General features: G+C 33.8%; 15 protein-coding genes and 2 tRNA genes. 12 read left to right on the top strand and 5 right to left on the bottom strand.

The window, feature by feature from the left end:
* The first annotated feature begins 34 nt into the window (after nucleotides 1–34).
* The 6 genes from H8707_RS03750 to H8707_RS03725 all read left to right on the top strand — a co-directional run bounded on the left by H8707_RS03750 (nucleotide 35) and on the right by H8707_RS03725 (nucleotide 8,846).
* The gene (locus H8707_RS03750; protein ID WP_262428799.1) at nucleotides 35–5,572 is read left to right on the top strand and encodes a stalk domain-containing protein; all 5,538 of its coding nucleotides are present in this window, start codon (nucleotides 35–37) and stop codon (nucleotides 5,570–5,572) included.
* 200 nt (nucleotides 5,573–5,772) lie between these two features.
* Entirely contained in the window at nucleotides 5,773–7,047 is a 1,275-nt protein-coding gene (serS, locus tag H8707_RS03745; RefSeq protein ID WP_262428798.1) for a serine--tRNA ligase, read from the top strand.
* A gap of 302 nt (nucleotides 7,048–7,349) precedes the next feature.
* Nucleotides 7,350–7,425, top strand: a tRNA-Arg gene (locus tag H8707_RS03740).
* 12 nt (nucleotides 7,426–7,437) lie between these two features.
* Complete coding sequence (gene tadA / locus H8707_RS03735) at nucleotides 7,438–7,884, top strand: tRNA adenosine(34) deaminase TadA (RefSeq protein ID WP_262428797.1); 447 nt, start codon at nucleotides 7,438–7,440, stop codon at nucleotides 7,882–7,884.
* A 7-nt stretch (nucleotides 7,885–7,891) separates the two neighbouring features.
* A tRNA-Ser gene (locus H8707_RS03730) sits at nucleotides 7,892–7,982 on the top strand.
* Between the two features lie 231 nt (nucleotides 7,983–8,213).
* Entirely contained in the window at nucleotides 8,214–8,846 is a 633-nt protein-coding gene (locus H8707_RS03725) for a manganese efflux pump MntP (protein WP_262428796.1), read from the top strand.
* Nucleotides 8,847–8,852: 6 nt separating this feature from the next.
* Here the strand turns inward: H8707_RS03725 and H8707_RS03720 are convergent, their stop codons facing one another.
* Entirely contained in the window at nucleotides 8,853–9,926 is a 1,074-nt protein-coding gene (locus H8707_RS03720; protein WP_262428795.1) for a YkvI family membrane protein, read from the bottom strand.
* A gap of 158 nt (nucleotides 9,927–10,084) precedes the next feature.
* Here H8707_RS03720 and H8707_RS03715 point away from each other — a divergent pair, with 158 nt between their 5' ends.
* From H8707_RS03715 to H8707_RS03705, 3 genes are read left to right on the top strand one after another with little or no spacing between them, the layout of a single operon-like run.
* The gene (locus tag H8707_RS03715) at nucleotides 10,085–11,038 is read left to right on the top strand and encodes an AAA family ATPase (RefSeq protein WP_262428794.1); all 954 of its coding nucleotides are present in this window, start codon (nucleotides 10,085–10,087) and stop codon (nucleotides 11,036–11,038) included.
* A gap of 9 nt (nucleotides 11,039–11,047) precedes the next feature.
* Nucleotides 11,048–12,121, top strand: coding sequence for a DUF58 domain-containing protein (locus H8707_RS03710; RefSeq protein WP_262428793.1), 1,074 nt, complete (start codon nucleotides 11,048–11,050; stop codon nucleotides 12,119–12,121).
* Entirely contained in the window at nucleotides 12,118–13,314 is a 1,197-nt protein-coding gene (locus tag H8707_RS03705) for a hypothetical protein (protein ID WP_262428792.1), read from the top strand. The genes H8707_RS03710 and H8707_RS03705 overlap by 4 nt, the downstream gene beginning before the upstream one ends.
* A 40-nt stretch (nucleotides 13,315–13,354) precedes the next feature.
* On the opposite strand, the gene H8707_RS03700 is transcribed toward H8707_RS03705, so the two are convergent.
* The 4 genes from H8707_RS03700 to H8707_RS03685 form a co-directional block, all read right to left on the bottom strand.
* Complete coding sequence (locus H8707_RS03700; RefSeq protein ID WP_262428791.1) at nucleotides 13,355–14,809, bottom strand: nicotinate phosphoribosyltransferase; 1,455 nt, start codon at nucleotides 14,807–14,809, stop codon at nucleotides 13,355–13,357.
* 651 nt (nucleotides 14,810–15,460) lie between these two features.
* On the bottom strand, nucleotides 15,461–15,724 hold the full coding sequence (locus tag H8707_RS03695) for a FeoC-like transcriptional regulator (RefSeq protein ID WP_262428790.1): 264 nt from the start codon (nucleotides 15,722–15,724) through the stop codon (nucleotides 15,461–15,463).
* Nucleotides 15,725–15,735: 11 nt separating this feature from the next.
* Nucleotides 15,736–17,718: a ferrous iron transport protein B gene (gene feoB / locus H8707_RS03690; RefSeq protein ID WP_262428789.1), complete on the bottom strand. Its 1,983-nt coding sequence runs from the start codon at nucleotides 17,716–17,718 to the stop codon at nucleotides 15,736–15,738.
* 49 nt (nucleotides 17,719–17,767) lie between these two features.
* Complete coding sequence (locus H8707_RS03685) at nucleotides 17,768–17,992, bottom strand: FeoA family protein (RefSeq protein ID WP_262428788.1); 225 nt, start codon at nucleotides 17,990–17,992, stop codon at nucleotides 17,768–17,770.
* A 239-nt stretch (nucleotides 17,993–18,231) separates the two neighbouring features.
* Between H8707_RS03685 and H8707_RS03680 the strand changes: the two genes are divergently transcribed.
* The 3 genes from H8707_RS03680 (at nucleotide 18,232) to H8707_RS03670 (ending at nucleotide 21,405) form a co-directional block, all read left to right on the top strand.
* Nucleotides 18,232–20,601, top strand: coding sequence for a heavy metal translocating P-type ATPase (locus tag H8707_RS03680; protein ID WP_262428787.1), 2,370 nt, complete (start codon nucleotides 18,232–18,234; stop codon nucleotides 20,599–20,601).
* A 315-nt stretch (nucleotides 20,602–20,916) separates the two neighbouring features.
* Nucleotides 20,917–21,123, top strand: coding sequence for a heavy-metal-associated domain-containing protein (locus H8707_RS03675; protein ID WP_262428786.1), 207 nt, complete (start codon nucleotides 20,917–20,919; stop codon nucleotides 21,121–21,123).
* A gap of 12 nt (nucleotides 21,124–21,135) precedes the next feature.
* Complete coding sequence (locus tag H8707_RS03670) at nucleotides 21,136–21,405, top strand: metal-sensing transcriptional repressor (protein ID WP_262428785.1); 270 nt, start codon at nucleotides 21,136–21,138, stop codon at nucleotides 21,403–21,405.
* Nucleotides 21,406–21,426 lie beyond the last annotated feature (21 nt).

The following is a 21,426-nucleotide window of genomic DNA, read 5'->3' as shown; positions in this document are numbered from 1 at the left end:
TAATATTAAGTATGCTTATAAGGAGGTTTTTTACTTGAATAATAAAATTAAAAATATAGTGCATAGATGTATAGGTTTAATATTAGTTATGTCGATAATCATACCTATGATTATGCCATCTACAGTGTTTGCAGGTACATACACTGTAAAGGATTGGAATGAATATAGGGAGAAGCTTAAAAATGGTATTATGAATCAGGAAGAGAGTATAATTATTAATTTTAATGGAAGTGAAATCTTTACTTCAGAGAACATGGCCCGTATTAAAATTGAAAATGAATTTAAAGAAGCATTGAGTTCAACCCCTTATCACCTAGGGGAGTTAAATATAACAAATAAGACAATCGTTCCTGTACTTGATGAAACCACAAAAGTTTTAAAAAGTGTAACCCATCAAATAGAGTATAAATACATTAAACAGGATTTTGATAGTTTAAGGGCAAATCTTAATGAACAATACAATATAATTAAAATTAAATTTACTGATTATGAGAAAATAAAGTACGCCTATGATTTTATAGTTGGTGCCTTGAGTAATGTCGAAGGTAAGGAAGTATCTGAAATTAAGGGAATATTTATTCATAAACAAGATGATAAGGATATTCTTGATAAAAGCTCATATACAATCCTATTTGCGATGATGATGGATGAACTGGGATACGATAATGATATTGCCATTGGGAAAGTTGAAGAAGAAGGAAGCATATGGAATTTAGTGAAGGTTCAAGGTCTATGGTATCATGTGGATGGTAGACAGGAAAGTATTGAGGATAATGTTGTTAGTGATAAGTGTTTCTTGATACTAAAGGATAAATCTATCTGGAATTTTGATAGACATAGGGGAAAGGTTTTTGCAGATGAAAAATATGTAGGGAGCAATCCTACAGTCCAACAACTAATATATGAAATAGAGCTAATTAAAAAAGATATAGATAAAACAATTAATGATATCAAAAATATATCTGAAGATACATCAATAGAAAAGATTAAAGAATCTAAGCAGAAGCTTATAACCATAGAAGAGAAGAAAAAGAACTACGATGAATTAAAAGATATATTAAAGAGCGAAGTAGATAAATATCAAGATGGAACTTTAAGCACAGCTTTTGAAGAACTGGAAGGGAAAATAGATGATTTAACAAATAAAATCCTCAAGAAAAAAGAGTCAATTGTAATTAAAGCAGTAACAAAAGCAGAAAAAACTTTTCAAATGAATGATATTTTAGCCGCCAAAGAATCAATTACCATGATTGCAAATAAAGATCTAGAAGAAAGAATAAATGCTCTGGAAGCAGCTGTTGCTGCAATACAAAAGGCTGAAAGAACAAAATCTGAGGAAGACATTATCCTTGCTAAAGATGCAGTTAAAATTGTAAGACAGGAACAAAGAACAGAGCTAGAAGAAAGAATAAAAATCTTAGAAGCTACCATTGCTGTGGAAAAGGCGGAAAGAACTAAATTACTAGATGATATAGAGAAAGCATTTGATTCAGTTGATAATCTTAAAGAAGGAGAAACAAAGACAAATCTAAAGGATAGAATAAAAGCTTTACAAGATGAAATAGATGATAATGAAAAAGAACAGAAATTAATCAATGAAGTTAAAGAAATAGTAGAAGAAATAGAAAGCAACTTAAGAAACAATAAAATAGAGGGTTTAGATGATAAAATTAATGACGCGAATGCTGCAATAGAAAATATTAAAACTGAATCTATAAAGAAACAATTACAAGGGAGAATAGATAATGTTAAAATTGCAGTAGATGCAATAAAATCAATAAATAATGCAGATGATAGTATAAAAAATATCCCTGTAGAAGATATATTAGATCCTCAAGATTCATTAATAAGTAGAATTGATAAATCTGAAGAATTTGTTAAAGTAGCTGAACAAGAAATTAAGAAAATTAAGGATATGGGTGTTAGAACTAATCAACAAAATAGAATAAAGGCTATTAAGCTGGTAATAACTGCGATGAAAGCAGTAGAAAAAGCAGAAACTGCAATCCCCCTAAAAATGACTTATGTTACATCATCAAGAAAAGCTATAGATAATATTAGTAAAGATTATCAAACAGAAATAAATACTTTAAATGCTAGATTAGATAGGGTAGAATCGGCAATAGATTCATCAGATTTAGTGACAAAAGCTGTAAAGGCAGTAGAAAAGGCAGAAAAAAGCATGAAAGACATAGATATTGCTTTAGCAAGGGAAGCTGTTAAGCTGCTTCCGGATGGAATAATAAAGGATGATTTAAACAATAGAATAGATGCAACAGCTGCAATGGGAAAAACAGAAGTTTGTCTTGCAAAATATCTTAGGGAATATTCTGAGACTAATAAAACTGAATTACAGAATGCTGTAGATATTGCTGATACGGCTATAAATAAGCTTAAAGAAAGTATAGTTAAAACACAACGAATCAGCAGAATGACAGTCATAAAAAAAGCGAAATTAGCTATAGAATTGATTGAAGATGTTAAGAAAACTGGTTCAATTGAGGATGCAGAGACAGCTATTGCTGACATATCAGACAGTAAAATTAAAAAAGAATTAGAAAAGAAATTAAAAGATATCATTTCTATGATAGATACTGATAAAAAGATTGAAAATGCGGAGAAAGCAGTTAATGAAGCCATAACTAGTTTAACAACGGAAGGGACATTATCATCAGATAATATTCTGGCAGTAAAAGAAGCTGAAGAAGCAGTTAAAAATTTACCAACCAGCAACATAAAAAAAGAATTCCAAGCTACGATTAAGGAATTAAACAATGCAATAAAGGCTAAACAAACGGTGGAAAATGCGGAAATAAAAGCTGAGAATGGCACGTTAACAGCGAAGGACGTTACAGCGGCAGAAAAGGCGTTGTTAAATATTAATCCAGATTACAAACCGGGTCTTGATGATAGAGTTAATGCATTAAGAGCTAAATTAGAAAAAAATGAAGCTGCTGACCTTCTTAAAAAGGCAAAAGAAGCAGTAAAAAAAGCAGAAGAAACAAAACTATCAAAAGATATTACAGCAGCTAAAAAGGCAATAGACTTGGTTAAAGATCAAACTGAAAAAGATAAATTAACTGAGGAAATAGAAACTCTGGAAGTTTCAATAGCAGAAAATTTAGTAAAGTATGCTGAAGAAAGTGCGTTGCATAATAGCAAAACACTATCAAAAGATATTACGACAGCTAAGAATGCAGTAGCTGCAATTAGTAATAAGGCTGAGTACAGAGATAAAATATCAAATCTAAATGCTAGGATCCGAGCACTTGAAAGCTATGTACAAACTATAAAGGTATTGGAAAATGCAGAAAAAAATAGAAATGAGATAAACAAAAATGCTGCTGGGACAGCTCTAGAAGATTTTAAAAGTATAATTGAAAAAATTGCAGATGAAGATAAAACTATATATGAAGGTATGATAAGTGATATAAGCAGTAGGATTAAAGCCATAGAAGACTATCTAAAAGATGAAGGGGCAAAGGTTACTGAAGCTGAAGAAGCTGTTCTTGAAGCAGAAGGTGAAATGAAAAAAGATTCAGAACCCAGTAATGAAACAATCCAAAAGGCACAAAAAGCCATAGACAAAGTAACTGATAAAAAACTTAGAGCAAGTTTACAGAAACGATTAGATGCTATTCAAATAGCAAAGGACGCTAAAGCAGCTGTTGCCAGAGCAGAAGCATATCCTACAGAAAAGAGTGTGAAGGATGCAGAAACTGCTTTAAATAAGGTAGATGGCAGATATAAAGATATCATTGAACATTTAGGGAAAATAATTGCTGATTTAAAAAACCAATTAGACATATCAAAGAAGGTTGCAGAAGCTACAAAGTTGGTAGAAAAGGCAGTTGAAAGCAGAATAGCAGCAGACAGCATAAAAGCCAGATTTGCTGTTGATGAGCTTAAGGATCTGGCAGAAGATTCATATAATAGGTTAAAAAAGATATTAGATGATTTGGATCAATCAATAGGAGAAGAAGAAATCAATGAAACTGAAGCTTTAAAAGCTGCTAATGAGGCATTAAATGATGTATTCAAAATTATTGATGAAACCAATACTTTTATTTCTAAAATTATAGAAGGAGCAGATGATGAAACTGACAAAATAAAAGCAGCATATGAAATGATAGATGATGCCAAGAATCAGGTTATAAAGGCAAATGCTGCCGTTAGGAAATTAAGCAACCAAAAGGATTTATTAGCTCAAATAGACTATGCAAATGAAGAAATAGAGTTGTCAGAGGACAATATAGATGTAAAGGAAGCTGTAAGGTTAGTAAATATAGCATCATATTCGGTAGATAAGGCAAAAGATGAACAAGGTAAATCTCAAGCTAGATTGGATATTGCTGCTGCCAGAAGAGCAATAGATAGAATAGGTCATAATAAAAATAAAGACATTAAAAAAACAATATTAAATACCATAAACGCCATTGAAGGTAAATTAATTACAGATAATGACCAAGAACTTATAGATTTGGCTGTGAAGGCAGTTAATGATGCGGCTGATTTGCTTGCTGAGTCAATAAGAAAAGGTAATGTGATGAATGAACAGGAGAAAATTGATAAAGTTATTTTTGCTGCTAAAATGGCTATTGGCTGGATTAGTGACAATAACAAAGCTGCGAAAGATACCTTAACAGGATTTTTAAATGATATAGATGCAATGTACAAAGCGGAGAAAGAGGGAATATTAAACGAAGAACGTATAAAAAATGCAGAAAATGCAGTGGAGGCAGCGGAAGAAAAGTATAGAAGTGGTTCTGATGAACTGGAAAGTTATATCCGTATAGCTAGGTTAAGGGTAAAGATCATAATAAATGATGGACCGGATACTAAGGCAAAGATAGACGAACTAAACGCAAGATTAGATGCAATAGAAGGTAAAGGTAGCGGGGGCTCGGGAGGAAATAATGGAGGCGGTTCCGGAAACGGTGGCAATGATAAACCCGGAACAGGCGGCAACAAACCCGGCGGAAGCAATTTGCCCGGGAACATAATTCCGACAACTCCACTTCCAAACAATAAAAGGATTATAGGAGTTACAGAGCCGGAATGGGGAAAAACTAAAGAGTTAAAGAAAACTATTCCCACCACGGGTATTCCAACTTCAGATGCGGCGGCATTTAGAATTTATGAAAGTAAATTAAGGATTACAGAGCTTTCCAATATATTAAAAACTACAAAGAATGCCAATACTAGATTGGTAGTAAGAGGCAAGAATGTTACATTGGATACAAAATTATATATATATGACAGCATTAATAATAGCATACTGCTACCTGTAAAGACAATAGGTGATGAATTAGGTTTTAGCGTAAGTCTAATCAATGGACCGGGTACCAAGAGATTGTTATTAAATGGAGTCGTGTATGGGGAAACTAAATCCATTATTATGGATATAGGAAGTGAACACTCATATATAAATGGCAGTTTAGTAAATTTGCCTTCCAAGCCTGTGATAATAGAAGGAAGAGCTTATATGCCTGTAGATTTTATGGTTGAGCATTTAGGATTAAATTTCAGTTATTATAATGATGGAGGAAGCATTCAACTACTGATAAATTAGGGGGCGGTTTATACCGTCCCTTGTATTTTTGTTTGTACTTTTTTATCACTGTGATAATATATAAGTTAAAGCATTGAGAATAATGAACGAGAGGCAAATTATGAACTTAAGAGAAGAGGCATTGGAATTACACAGTAAAAGTAATTTTTATCAGTATCTTTGATTCGAATTTTGAAATATACTAGAGGGAGGTTTTATCTATGCTAGACATAAGACGTATCAGATCTAACCCTAAAGAAGTAGTAAATGCATTGAAAAAGAGGCATGGTAATTTTCCAATTGATGAAGTAGTGGAATTGGATGAAAAAAGAAGAAAAGTATTGGTTCAAGTTGAAGAGATGAAGGCTGAACAAAATAAGTCTTCTAAAGATATACCCAGACTAAAAAAGGAAGGTCAAGACGTCTCGGAAACCTTTAAAAAAATGAAGCTTTTGTCTGAGAAGATAAAAGAATTAGATCAAGAAGTAAAAGAAATTGATGAAGAACTTAAAAAATTGTTGCTTCAGATACCAAATACGCCTCATAGTTCAGTAATAGAGGGCAGCAGTGATACTGATAATCTAGAAATGAGAAAATGGGGGAAGCCAAGGGAATTTGGATTTGAGCCAAAACCTCATTGGGAATTGGGAGTAAACTTAAATATTCTTGATTTTGAAAGAGCATCTAAGATTGCAGGAGCTAGATTCACATTGTTTAGAGGATTGGGCTCCAAGCTTGAAAGAGCGATCATCAATTTTATGCTTGAGCTTCATACGGAAGACCAAGATTATACGGAGTTTTCAACCCCATTTATGGTAAATAGGGACAGTATGATAGGCACAGGACAATTGCCAAAATTTGAAGAGGAAATGTTCCATCTGCCAAGCAAAGATTTTTTCCTTATTCCCACAGCTGAAGTTCCGTTAACAAATCTATTAAGAGATGAAATAATAGCTGAAAAAGAATTACCGATATATTATACTGCATATACTCCTTGCTTTAGGCAAGAAGCTGGTTCTGCCGGGAGAGATACCAGAGGACTTATTAGAAATCACCAATTCGATAAGGTAGAATTGGTTAAGTTTTCTCATCCCGATACCTCATATGCTGAGTTAGAGAAACTAACAAGCGATGCAGAAGAAGTCCTAAAGAGAATTGGCTTACCGTATAGAGTTGTGATGTTAAGTACAGGAGATTTAGGGTTTTCATCCGCAAAGACTTATGACTTGGAAGTATGGATGCCCAGTTACGGAAGATATGTAGAGATTTCCAGCTGTAGCAATTTTGAGGATTTTCAAGCAAGAAGAGCAAATATTAGATTTAGAAGAGAAAATGGTAAGGTAGACTTTTTACACACATTGAATGGCTCCGGATTGGCAGTAGGAAGGACATTTGCGGCAATATTGGAAAACTTCCAGCAAGAGGACGGATCTATTACAGTACCTGAAGTATTAAAAAAATATCTAAATGGATTAGAAACAATCAAGCAAAAATAATATCAATATTACCCAGGCTGCTGACACTTTATTTGACAACAGCCTGAGAGGGAGGTTTATCCTCCCTTTTAATATTATCTACCAAATTCCTCCGCAAAATATTATCACTAAAAGTAAGAAGAAAAATAATAAGCTGGTGTTGCTTTCGCGGTTGCATCCTGCAGCTTCAACCATAAAAAAACCTCCTTAATTATTTATTCATTATATTATATTGAATATATTCTCAATTGGTTACAATAATTTATGGGGCTAAATATTTGACAACCATCTCAAAATATTATAAAATAAGGTGGTGTAAATAAGCACCCGTAGCTCAGTCGGATAGAGCAGCGCCCTCCTAAGGCGTGTGCGGGGGTTCGATTCCTCTCGGGTGCACCATTAGGTGAAATTATGGATGAAAATTATATGAGGATAGCTTTAGCGTTAGCTGAAGCATGCACCTATGAAGTACCTGTAGGTGCAATTATTGTATATAATGATATGATAATAGGCAGGGGTTTTAATCTCAGAGAAACCTTGAAGGATCCTACTGCCCATGCAGAGATTATAGCTATTAAAGAAGCCAGTCAGTATCTGGGAGGATGGAGATTGGAAAATTGTACAATGTATGTCACTCTTGAACCTTGTCCCATGTGTGCAGGTGCCATCGTGAACGCTAGGATTAAAAGACTTGTAATAGGTAGCACTGACCCCAAAATGGGTTGTTGCGGTTCAGTGGAGGATCTCATAAGAAATTCCAAATTTAATCATAGGGTAGATGTGACCTTTGGAGTACTGGAAGATGAATGCAGCAAAGTTTTGAAGGATTTCTTCAAGAATTTAAGAGATAAAAAGTAAATACTATGGAGAGATGTCCGAGTTGGCTTATGGTGGCAGTCTCGAAAACTGTTGTGTAAGTATTCCTTGCACCGGGGGTTCAAATCCCTCTCTCTCCGTTAAAATGTATAAAATGATTGTAAATATTCATGAGGGAGTAGTTAGCGCAAATAGCGTGGCAAATCAACATGCTGATCGAAAGATCTGGTTTGTCTTAAAGAACGAGACTCAAGTATAACTTTTACAGCTACGGATGATTCTCATTTTTATTGGAATCTAAGTATGTAGCTGTATGAGAGATATTTGAGCTTTTTTATTTTGCAAATGACTGTGTACAAAGGAGAATGTAAATGGAACTGCTGGAAATACTTATTATTGCTGTAGGACTTTCAATGGATGCATTTGCTGTGTCAATTTGCGCAGGATTATCAATGAGGAAATTAGAATTTAAAAAGGAGCTGATTGTTGGACTGTACTTTGGAATATTTCAAGGGGTTATGCCGCTAATCGGCTATTTCTTTGGTTCACAGTTTGCAGATAAAATTATGGCATTTGACCACTGGATTGCATTTTTACTCCTTTCGGTGATTGGCGGGAAGATGATTTTTGATAGTTTTAAGAAAGAGGGATGTCCTGATCGAATATGCCCTGTCCAAATGTGTACAGATAGAGAATGTCCCAACGGGGAGCGCCCAAAATTGAAAGAAATTTCCCTAAAACCTATGGATATGTTACCCCTTGCTATTGCCACAAGTATTGATGCATTGGCAGTAGGTATATCATTTGCCTTTCTTAAGGTTAACATCCTTCGGGCTGTAATTCTTATTGGCGTCATCACTTTAGTTTTATCCATGATAGGAGTAAAAATTGGCAATATATTTGGCGCACAGTTCAAATCTAAGGCTGAGCTTGTGGGAGGTATTATATTGATACTTATGGGCTTAAAAATATTGCTTGAACATCTTGGAATTATTAGTTTTTGATGTAATTTATTTTAATTTTACTGATCTCCTTGTGAAAAACCATGAATAAATTAGACTTATCAAAAGAAGGATACCGGCACAGCCTTCAATGGGATATAAATATTTTACTAGATTTGAAAAGCCAAGTTGACTAGCTATCAAAGCAATTGCAGCAGATACAACTACGATTATTCCGCTTCTTATAGACTGCTTTTCTAGATCTGTAATTCTGGATATAAATCCGTAAAATGACCCCACTGCAGTTGTATAAATCTCTGCAATAAGAACAGCTGAGTAAATATACTGCATCTTGCGGGATATTTTTCCGGCTATATACATCATGGGTATCTCAACGTGAGCAATTTTCCAGATGTTTCCGGACAATGTCAGATATATCATGAGAGAGCCCAGTCCAAGACCTAGTCCGCCTAGGATTACTCCATTTCTTACAGCTTTCATATCACGGGCTTCAGATCCGAGAGGCCCCAATACAGCAACTGAGAGAATGATGTTGTATGATACGTACAATATAGCTGCAAAAATCCAATTTGGCAAAAGTCTGTTTTCTCCTATAAGCGGCATTGCCGGTATAATGCTTAGCGGAGTATGGGCTATCGAAAGAATGCTAATCACGGCAACTCCTGTCAGTGTGAAAGGTACTATAAAACTGATGGAGTTGATTACGCCGCCTATTCCTGTCAGTACAGTTGCAGCAGTAAGTACAGTCATCAATATATTTCCATACATTACGGGCAGATTGAACTGCTGTGCGAACATAGCACCCGTGCCGGAAATCATTGCAATAAAAGAACATAAAAGAAAGAATGTCACAATCTTGTCTATTGCTGCTCCTATTTTTTTACCGCCTGAATACATGATTATTTCCATATGAGAACGAGCTTTGAGCTTTCTTCCCAAAACCATGATAATATATCCAAATACTATAAACATCGTTGTAGTAACTGCAAGTCCGGCCAGTCCCATCACACCAAATCTATTGAAAAACTGCAATATTTCCTGGCCTGTAGCAAATCCCGCTCCTACCACTGTTCCAATGTATGCGCCTGCAACTTTCAACGTTGATACACCCTTTTTATCCACCATCCCACACCCTTTTAATAGATATATATATTATATAGGTAAATAATAAATTTATGACTGGATGATTGCTAATGTAGGGTTTTATGTACATTTTATTAATCTAATCTGCTATAATATAAAGAGATAAGTGGAATTTCTTACTAGAAAGGGATGAGAATTTGGAAGATAGTAAACTGAACGTGCAAAAATTTGTTGAATTTAAAAATAAAACTATATCAAATATTTCCAAGGTGATTATAGGTAAAGAAGAAACTATAGAGCTTATAATTGTTTCACTTTTATCCGGGGGGCATGTCCTGCTAGAGGACATTCCTGGAATCGGCAAAACCATGATGGTTAAGGCATTTGCAAAGACTTTGAATCTTCCGTTCAATAGGATACAATCTACACCGGATTTATTGCCCTCAGATATTACCGGAATAAATTTTTATAATCAAAAAATCGGAGATTTTGAATTTAAGACGGGTCCCATATTTTCCAATATTATCCTAATTGATGAAATAAACAGAGCAACTCCCAGAACTCAGTCCAGCCTATTGGAAGCTATGGAAGAAAGACAGATTACTGCAGATGGCGTGACAAGGAAGTTGGATAATCCGTTTATGGTATTAGCAACGCAAAATCCGATTGAATCCTATGGAACGTTTCCTCTTCCTGAAGCTCAATTGGATAGATTCTTTATGAGAATAAAAATGGGATATCCAACGAAGAAAGAAGAAAAGGAAATAATTCTTAAGAATATATATGACCCTCTGAACTCAATAGAGCCTATTGTGGGGATAGATGAATTAGAAGAACTTTTAATCGAAGTTAAAGAAGTAAAGGCAAATGATGATGTATTAAATTATCTAATTGATATAATAAATGAAACAAGAAGAGGGGATTTGGAACTTGGGGTAAGTCCTAGGGGAAGTATTGCATTGTTTAAGGCGTCTCAAGCTTATGCTTTAATCAATGGAAGGGATTTCATAATCCCGGAAGATATAAAGAAAATGGCACCCTATATTTTGAATCACAGGATTATAGCCAGAGGAAATAATAGCGTAGACGATACCATGGGGATTATCAATCAAGCAGTCAATTCAGTTAAAGTACCATTAGAAGAAATATAGGTAAATATTATGACTTGGATATTAGCGGGGATAATTTTATTTACAGCAATTATCAATAAAATTACTTTAAAATATGGGTTTGACAAATTAAACTATAATTTAGATGTTTCTAAAAAGGCAGCTGAAATAGGGGAAGATATATCCGTCACTTCTACTTTTGAAAACAATAAAGGACTTACCGTTACCTTTCTACAAGTTGATGAAAGATACCCTAAAGGGTTTAATGTGGAAAATTATAATTATACGCTATACATATTACCATATCAGAGAGTTAAGAGGACTTATCAGATCGTGGGCATGGAAAGGGGATTATATCAAATCAAAGGAAGTTCTTTAAGTTTAGGGGATTTTATAGGATTTAAAATGGTATATAAAAATCTTAACGTAGGTAAAGATATTGTAATACTTCCAAGAAAATTGGATATAAAAAAATCCTTAATTCCGATGGGAAGTCTAAATGGGGATGTTTCAGTGAGAAGATGGATAATAGATGATCCCAATATGATTTTAGGGATAAGGGATTATACAGGAAATGAACCTCAAAAATATATTCACTGGCAATCATCACTTAAGCATGGAAAACTTATGGTAAAAAACTTTGATTTTACTACGGATAACAGTATAATAATTGTTTTGAATATCGAAACCATAAAACCCTTTTGGATGGGGATAGAAAAGGAGTCTATTGAAAATTCCATATCCTTGGTAAGAGGCATTATGGAAGAGCTGGAGAGTAAAAAAATCCCATATGGATTTATTACAAATGCATTTGGTAATAGTTCTACTACTAGCCAATTTTATTACCCCGGGTTGGGAAGGAATCAATTATCTTTTTTATTGGAAATGTTAGGGCGTATAAATTATGGCATTTCTTCTACATTTGAGGATTTGCTGACCGAAATAATAAATAGAAGGAATAGTTATAGTACCTTTGTAGTAGTAACTCCGAAAGTATTTACATCATATATTGACAAATTAAATAAATTAAGCAAAGCTTCAACTAAAGTAATACTAATTTCCCTTGAAAGTATAAATATGGATAAATTAGACAAGGGTATTATTAAATATGGGGTAAAGCTATGAATGAATTGATTATATTAGAAATAATTAGCATCACATCTTTGTTGTTCTCCATATATTCTAACATCTTTAACTTTACAAATTTGAATAATTATTTTCTTATATTTGTATGGACTGTAATCATATCCAATATATATGGTATATTGCAATTCAAAGCTCATAATAATAAGATTCGTTTGATACTTATATTATTGTTGCTCCCCATAACTATATTTAAGAGCAAAAGCTCAATATATTTTATAATCCTATTAGCTTTCTCTCTTTATTTATATCTTACAAGAAGATTGAATAGCGGCGACCACAATAATTATGTAGATAGTTTTAGAAATTCCTTTTTTATAATAATTGGATTACTGATATTCTCATTTATAGGAGATTTTATATATCGGTTTACAGACTTCAGTATTCCATTTTTGATAATATATTTTTTATCAACGATTATATTTATTAGAAACTTGAGATATATGCATGTTGGGATGGAAAAAGAGGATATGAGGAGATTAAATATTAGATATTTAATCTTTTTATCAATGACTTCAATTTTTATAGCTATTGAGGAATTAAGAAATTTTCTTTTCGGGATATTAAATTCCATATACAATCTTATAATAGAGATTTTAATTGTTATATTTTATTACCCGCTTTCACTTATAGTCTTGGCACTTGATAAATTTGCAAACTGGATATTATCTTTATTAGGCATGGATATGGATGATGAAATTGTTGCTCCCACAATGGAGGAAATGGAAAGCATTGTTTATCAAGTAAAGGAGCATCCGATTTTAGATATAGTATTTAAAATTATTTTACTAATAATAATTTTATATATAGCCTATCGGTTATTTAAAAATCGTCAGAGCAAAAAGAAATATAGCCATGATTATATCGAGGAAAGAGAGTTTATGCAAAGAGATGAATATAGAGAACGTCGAAGGTTTAGACTAGGGAGACCTAAAGGATATAAGGAGCAAATAAGATTTTATTATAAAAAATATTTAAATAAATTATTAAACAAGGATATAAAAATAGAAAAGTATTATACAACTGAAGACATAAATGAATTTGGGAAAGAAAGATTTCCCTATAATATAATTGAAAAAATAAGAGAAATATATATAAAAGTAAGATACGGAAACGATGAAGGAAATAGTGCTGAAGTAGAAGAAATCAGAAATTTATATAGAGATTTAAAATGAAAAAACCGGATTTATACCCGGTTTTTTCATTAATAAAAAATTATTTATGGCGTTTTAATAGTTCATCTTTTATGTTCCATAATTCTTGTGACAGATCTACAAAATATTCGTGGGGTTTTTCAAATCTCTTTACTTCATCCCATAATGTATCTATTTGTTCGTTGCAATATTTTTTAATATCATGGACATTTGGACTATCATAAACATTTTCACCCTTATCAAAAATTTGCACCAATAATTTTCTTGCGTAAAAATTCTCCACTTTCTTCCTCTTCCAAGTAAATAAGGGGTGGAAGATCTCATAGGGTTTATTATCGTTTATTTCTTCATCATGTAGCGTAATTACATCAGCTATAGCTTTGTTGGTGTCTCTACTATACAATCTATAAATTTGTTTAAAACCAGGGGTGGTTATTTTGCCGACATTTTCGCTTATTTTAATTTTAGGAACAATCTTTCCTTCTTCTTCCATTGCGGTCAATTTATATACACCGTTAAAAATAGGTTCTGATTTTGCAGTGATAAGTCTCTCCCCCACACCAAAGGAATCTATTTTCGCTCCTTGGTTGATTAGATCTCTAATCGTATATTCATCAAGACTGCTGGAAGCCATTATGGTACAATCGGGAAATCCTGCCTCATCAAGCATCTTTCTAGCTTCTTTGGAAAGGTATGCAATATCACCGCTGTCTATTCTGATACCCTTAGGCCTATAACCAAGTGGGAGGACAACTTCATTGAATGTTTTAATAGCATTTGGAATACCATCCCGCAATGTGTTGTATGTATCTACTAACAAGTAGCAATTATCAGGATAAACCTTTGCATATGCTTTAAAGGAATCTAATTCTGTCGGAAACATTTGAATCCAACTATGAGCCATAGTACCTAGTGCCGGAATATCGAAATCTCTATCTACTATAGTATTTGCGGTACCGATGCATCCACCAATATATGCAGCTCTTGCTCCTAGGATAGCAGCTTCATATCCTTGCGCCCTTCTGGAACCGAATTCTATGACTTGTCTACCTTTTGCAGCTCTTACGATTCGATTGGTTTTAGTTGCAATTAAGGATTGATGATTTACCGTTAATAGTATCATGGTTTCTACCAATTGTGCTTGAAGCACAGGGCCTCTTACAATAACAATTGGTTCTTGAGGGAAAATTGGGGTACCCTCAGGGACAGCCCAAACATCACACTTGAATTCAAAATCTCTTAGATAATCCAAGAACTCCTCACTGAAAATATTTTTACTCCTAAAGTATGCAATATCTTCATTGTTAAATTTTAAGTTCTTTAGGTACTCAATTAATTGCTCTACACCTGCCATTATGGCAAAACCACCGTTGTCCGGTATAGATCTAAAAAACATATCAAAGTATGCATACTTTTCTTCTATTCCGTTTTGTATATAGCCGTTACCCATTGTAAATTCATAAAAATCTGCTAGCATCGTTAGGTTTTTTTTATCTACCCAATCAATCTTATTCATCATCTTACTCCTTTGTTAAATAGTTATCTTCATTATAGACTTATGATTATATCTTGTCAAAAAATAATTTGATGGGTAAACTTTTTGTATTTTAAAGCTTACCCATCATTTTAAATAGAACTTTGTGAAATTGCTCCAACCTGAGCTTTTTGGTTCAATCACTCTTTCCAATCTACTAAATACACTCCTTAGTTAATTATTTGGGGTCGAAATTTCCTAATTCAAACTACTTTGTTATCTTACTGCATTACCACCGATATCTACCACATTCCAATACTTCTCTTCCACTTAACTCACATTGTAGCTTTAATGCTTGTAGTGTTGTAAAATCAATCTGCACACTTATAATAATTTTAATCTCTAACTAAGAACAAGTTGATTGGCAATTACCAAAGTTCTAAAAACTTGCTTATTGTTTTAATATGTCTTGTGTATTAATATTATACCCAAAATATTGATAATAAACAAAAAAGTTTAAAAAAGTTTTAATAACTTTTAAACTTTTTTCAGTTGTAAACTGTAAACTGTGAATTAAATTATAAGACCCCAGAACTCGACTTCAACAATCTTTTATCTTTTAATGTTTAAATGTTTAAATGTTTTAATTGTGAACTGTGAATTGTGCATTGTGCATTGTGAATTGTGAATTGATTAGTTATCTCCTATTAACTTCAATCCCTTTTCTGTAATGCTATAGATGGTTACAGGATTCTTGCCGCACATATTGGCATATGGGCATCCCCCGCAAGTAGTTTCACATGCAGGAGATCCCAAATCTTCCTTCAAATATCCCATATGGATCAACTGCTGCAACAATTGATCTACCATATCTTCTGTTATATTTAGTTTAATTGCAATATTTGATCTGGAAAAAGCCTTTGAATTATTTAACTCCATTAGGATGTTTTTAAGCATTATATCACTCCTTAAAAGCCCAATAAACTTCCGATTTGATATACCAGAACTGATGCTATCCATGCCAATGCAAATGTGTATACGGATATAAATATCGCCCATTTATAAGAATTAGTTTCTTGCTTTACAGTGGCAATAGTGGCTGCACACGGCGTATATAATAATACCATAACCATAAATGAAACTGCAGTAAGCGGTGTAAATGCATTTTGGATAGCAACGATCAATTCGCTTCCTTCGCTAACACCTGCATATACCATGCCCAAGACTGCCACTACAGCTTCTTTGGCTGCAATACCGGCAGCTAAACTTACTGATGCTTGCCAAGTTCCAAATCCTGCAGGTTTGAATATAGGTGCTAATAGGGTACCTATTTTGCCTAATAAGCTTGCTTGGCTATATGGTTCAACGCCTAATGGGAGTACTGACAATATCCATAATATAGCGACAACTGCAAATATAATCGTTCCTGCTCTTTCTATGAAATGGAGAACTTGCTGCCACATATTTTTAATAACACTGTTAAAAGACGGCAATCTATATGGAGGAAGCTCCATGATAAAGTGAGATGATTCGCCTTTAAACAATGTATTGCTAAAAATTTTCCCCATAATTAAGGCTACTAGTATACCTAAAAAATAAAGAATAAATAAAATAATGCCGCCATGTTCAGGGAAAAACGCTGAAATAAATACTAAATATATAGGTATCCTTGCTCCGCAAGACATAAATGGATTTATAAGAATAGCGATCATTTTATCTTTTTTTGTTTCCAGTGTACGGGTTGCCATTATTCCCGGTACATTGCAGCCAAATCCTATTATCATGGAAATAAAAGTTTTGCCTTGAAGTCCCAATGCCCTCATTATATCATCCATAATATATGCTGCTCTAGCCATATACCCTGTATCTTCCAATACACCCAAAAAGAAATAAAGTACGGTTATTAGCGGAATAAAACTTAATACTGCACCAACTCCACCAATTATACCATCTGAAATAAAAGATATAAGCCATTCAGGAGCATTTATTAAAACTAATTCCTTGGACAAGAAAACTCCAAAGGTTTCAATCCAAGATTCAACTATTCCGCCCAATAAATCTTGACCTATTTTAAAAGTTAACTGAAAAACTATAAACATAATTAGTCCAAATATAGGTAATCCTAGATATTTATTGGTGATTACTTTGTCTATTTTATCCGAAAGCGTAACTACGGCTTCATCGGGTTTTACTACGCTTTTTTTAGTGATATTGCTTATAAAATCATATCTTTTATCTACTATTTCCAGTTCATAATCAATTCCCTTGTCTTTAAGGAACGTTAGTCTTTTCTCGACATCTTTATTGTTTACTTCTTCTAAAATATCTTTATTTCCTTCCAACAGCTTGATTGCAATCCAATCTGCAGGATAATCAGCCTTAGAATCCTTTAATAGTTCTTTAATAGTTTTTATTTCTTTATCTATGTTTTCACCATAACTTAGAGGATGATATTCAGACTTTTTTTCAATGCATTCCACAGTTTTTTCGATTAATTTTTCAACTCCGGATTTTTTAGATGCTACAGTAGATATTACAGGAACACCTAAATTTTTAGATAAGCTTTCTATATTTATCTCGATTTCTCTAGTTTTTGCCTCGTCAACCATATTTAATGCGATAACTACATTTGCACCCATCTCCAACAGTTGAGTTGTAAGATATAAGTTCCTCTCAATATTTGTAGCATCAACTACATTTATTACAACGTCAGGGTTTCCTTTTACTACATAGTCTCTTGCCACAACCTCATCCTCAGAGAAAGCGCCTAAGCTATAAGTGCCAGGCAAATCAACGACATCATATATTTTATTGTTGAATTTAAATTCACCAACTTTTTTTTCTACAGTAACCCCCGGCCAATTTCCAACGTGTTGGTTAGCGCCAGTTATAGCGTTGAACAATGTGGTCTTTCCGGAATTAGGATTTCCTACTAAAGCTATTGTATTCATGTCTCCACCTCTTCCTAAATGATAGCTATAATAAATCAAAAATAAAAATCTATGCTTGAATTATTATATTGTTAGCTAGTCCTCTGCCTATAGCTAATTTATGTCCTGATAAATCAACTATAACGGGACCGATATCATTTTTCACGACCTCAATCTCCACACCTTTATTTAAACCTAATTCAAATAATCTTTTGCAAATTTGCTTTCCGCCTTTTATTTCGCTGATGCGGCCTTTATCATTGGGCTTTAGTTGTATAAGAGCCATAACCTTCATGCATCTCCCCTTCTTGTTATTTTAACTGGATATATAAATTATATTCCTAGTTGATAATTATTATCAATATCATTATAATATAATTTAAATAAAATCTCAAGTATTTTGTTTGTCCATCTTGATAATATCTGACGGCTCCAAGTTTTGAATAAATTTAGCAAATTTTATTGACAAAATAATTATAGGATGTTAAGATAAATACACACCCCCTCGGGGAGGGGATAGGAAAGGGTGATATAATGTTAGCAAAAATTACTATAGATGTAGGTGGTATGACCTGCGCAGCATGTTCGGCAAGGATTGAAAAAAATTTGAATAAAAACGACGGAGTGGAAAATGCTGTAGTAAATTTACTGGCAAATAAAGCTACGGTAGAATATGAAACTGATAAAATAGCTCCAAAGGATATTATAAATATTATAGAAAAGACAGGATATGAAGTTCCTCTTACTAAAAAGACACTTCTTATAGAGGGTATGACTTGTGCAGCTTGTTCTGCAAGGATTGAAAAGGTTCTTAATAAGATTGACGGAGTAACGAGGGCAAATGTGAATCTTTCAACCAACAAAGCTATTGTAGAATTTCCATCAGGATTAATAGATGATAATGCTTTAATAAAGGCAGTAGAAAAGGCGGGCTATAAAGCTGAAGTAGAAGTTGAAAGGGACTTGGACAGAGAAAAGGAACTTAGAGAAAAGGAGATAAAATCTCTGAAAACATCTTTTATCATATCCGCCATATTGAGTATTCCATTGTTTTCAGCAATGTTTTTCCATATGGCCGGAAATATGAATATCTTGACAAACGGATATTTTCAGTTGTTATTAGCCACTCCTGTTCAATTTATTATAGGTTATAGATTTTATAAAGGTGCTTATCATTCTCTTCGCGGCGGAGGGGCAAATATGGATGTTTTGGTGTCTATGGGTACATCAGCAGCCTACTTTTATAGTCTGTACAATCTAATTAGGGGAGTACATGAATATTATTTCGAGGCTTCAGCTGTGGTAATTACTTTGGTCCTATTAGGCAAGACATTTGAAGCGATTGCAAAGGGAAAGACATCGGAAGCTATTAAAAAATTGATGGGATTACAACCCAAGACTGCCAGGGTCATAAAGGATGGAATAGAAGTGGATACACCCATAGAAAAATTGGAGATCGGGGACATTATATTGGTTAGACCCGGAGAGAAGGTTCCGGTAGATGGCATTATTGTTGAAGGGAACTCATCTTTAGACGAATCAATGATTACAGGAGAGAGTATACCTGTCGATAAATCCGTTGATGATACGGTAATTGGAGCTACAATCAATAAATTTGGATCCTTCAAATTCAAGGCAACAAAAATAGGGAAAGATACTGTATTGTCTCAAATAATTAAATTAGTAGAAGATGCTCAAGGCTCAAAGGCACCCGTCCAAAGGCTGGCAGATAAAATATCTGGAATATTTGTGCCAATAGTAGTTGGAATAGCCTTTTTAACATTTTTAGGTCATTATTTTGTTGGGGGCAGTTTCAACTCAGGTCTTATAAATGCTGTAGCAGTCTTGGTTATAGCATGTCCTTGTGCATTAGGATTGGCTACACCGACTGCAATTATGGTTGGCACCGGCAAGGGCGCTGAAAATGGTATATTGATTAAATCAGGAGAGCATCTGGAGAGAGCTCATAAGATGGATACCATAATTTTTGATAAGACGGGGACTATAACTAAAGGTGAACCTGAAGTTACGGATATAATAAGTTTTAATGGCTATGAAGATGCAGAAATACTTAGACTGGCAGCATCGGTGGAAAAGGCATCTGAACATCCGTTAGGTGAATCAATCGTTAAAAAAAGTGAAGAAGAATCTATTGAGCTGATTACGATTAATTCTTTTGAAGCAATACCCGGAATGGGACTCAAAGCTAGTATTGAAGGTAAAGAGGTATTAATTGGCAATAGAAAACTGATGGTTAAAAACGATATAATTATAGGGGATAAAGAAAATGATTTATCTAGACTGGAAGAAGGAGGGAAAACTGCTATGCTAATATCCATTGATGGAAATATTTCCGGGATAATAGCTGTTGCAGATAAGATTAAAGAAACTTCCCTTGAAGCTATCAACAAACTGCAGGATATGGGTCTTGATGTTTATATGATAACAGGAGATAATGAAAGAACAGCAAAGGCTATAGCAAAACAAATTGGTATAACGCATGTACTTGCTGATGTGTTACCTGAAAACAAAGCGTCGAAGGTTGACGAACTTAAGGCACAAGGCAAACATGTGGGCATGGTTGGAGATGGAATCAACGACGCTCCGGCATTGGCTTCGGCGGATGTGGGTTTTGCAATTGGGACAGGAACGGATGTGGCTATGGAGGCTGCGGATATTACTTTGATGCGTGGAGATTTAAATGGAGTGGTTACAGCTATAAGATTAAGTCATAGGACTATGAGAACCATAAAACAAAATCTATTTTGGGCATTTTTCTATAATAGTATAGGTATTCCATTTGCAGCTTTAGGATTTTTAAATCCTATGGTGGCAGGTGCGGCTATGGCATTTAGTTCAGTTTCTGTAGTTTCCAACTCCTTGAGACTGAAGAGATTTGAATAGCAATTCACAATGCACAATGAAAAGATAGTGAAGAGAGAAGCAGTGAATAAGTAACAGTGAACAGTGAAGAACAGTTAAAAGATAGTGAAGAGTGAAGAACTAAGAGTGAAGAGTTGCTAGGGTCGAGCTTTTGGGTTATTAAACATAGATTCTTCACTGCGTTCCAGAATGACACAAGCAGGAATTATACTGATTTTATTGACCCGCGATTACTGCTGGTGTCATCCTTGAGTAAAACGAAGGATCTCCGGTTTTCAAGGCAGGTAATTAGGTAAGAAGTATTTTATAATTTAAAATAAATGGAGGTATTATATTATGAAAAAGATTATGTTAGTTGATGGCATGTCCTGTGAACATTGCGTAAAGGCAGTAAAAAATGCTTTAAGTGAAGTAAATGGGGTTGCAAGTGTTAAAGTAGATTTACAAACTAAAAAGGTAGAAGTTGAAGGGGAAAATATGGCAAATGATGCTTTGAAAAATGCAGTAGAAGATGCGGGTTATGAAGTGCTTGAAATCAATTAATGGGTGATTTATATGAATGAAGGTAAATTGAAGGCTATAAACAAATTGAAAACAGCCAGAGGGCAGATGGATGGTATAATTAGAATGTTGGAAGACGATCGATATTGTGTAGACATATCGACACAAATATTATCGGTTATTGGATTGTTAAAAAAAGCCAATATTGATATTTTAAATAGTCATCTAAGATCCTGCGTTGCTTCTGCAATATTAGAAGGCGAAGAACAAGGTCAGGAAAAAATAGACGAGATAATAAATATTATTGATAAATATATTAAATAAGAACTTCTCCCTTAGAATATT

Origin of the sequence: Paratissierella segnis (assembly GCF_014385195.1) — a bacterium.
Taxonomy (GTDB): Bacteria; Bacillota; Clostridia; order Tissierellales; family Tissierellaceae; genus Paratissierella; species Paratissierella segnis.
Note: the sequence above shows the minus strand (reverse complement) of the source record. Positions and strands in the feature narration are given on the sequence as shown.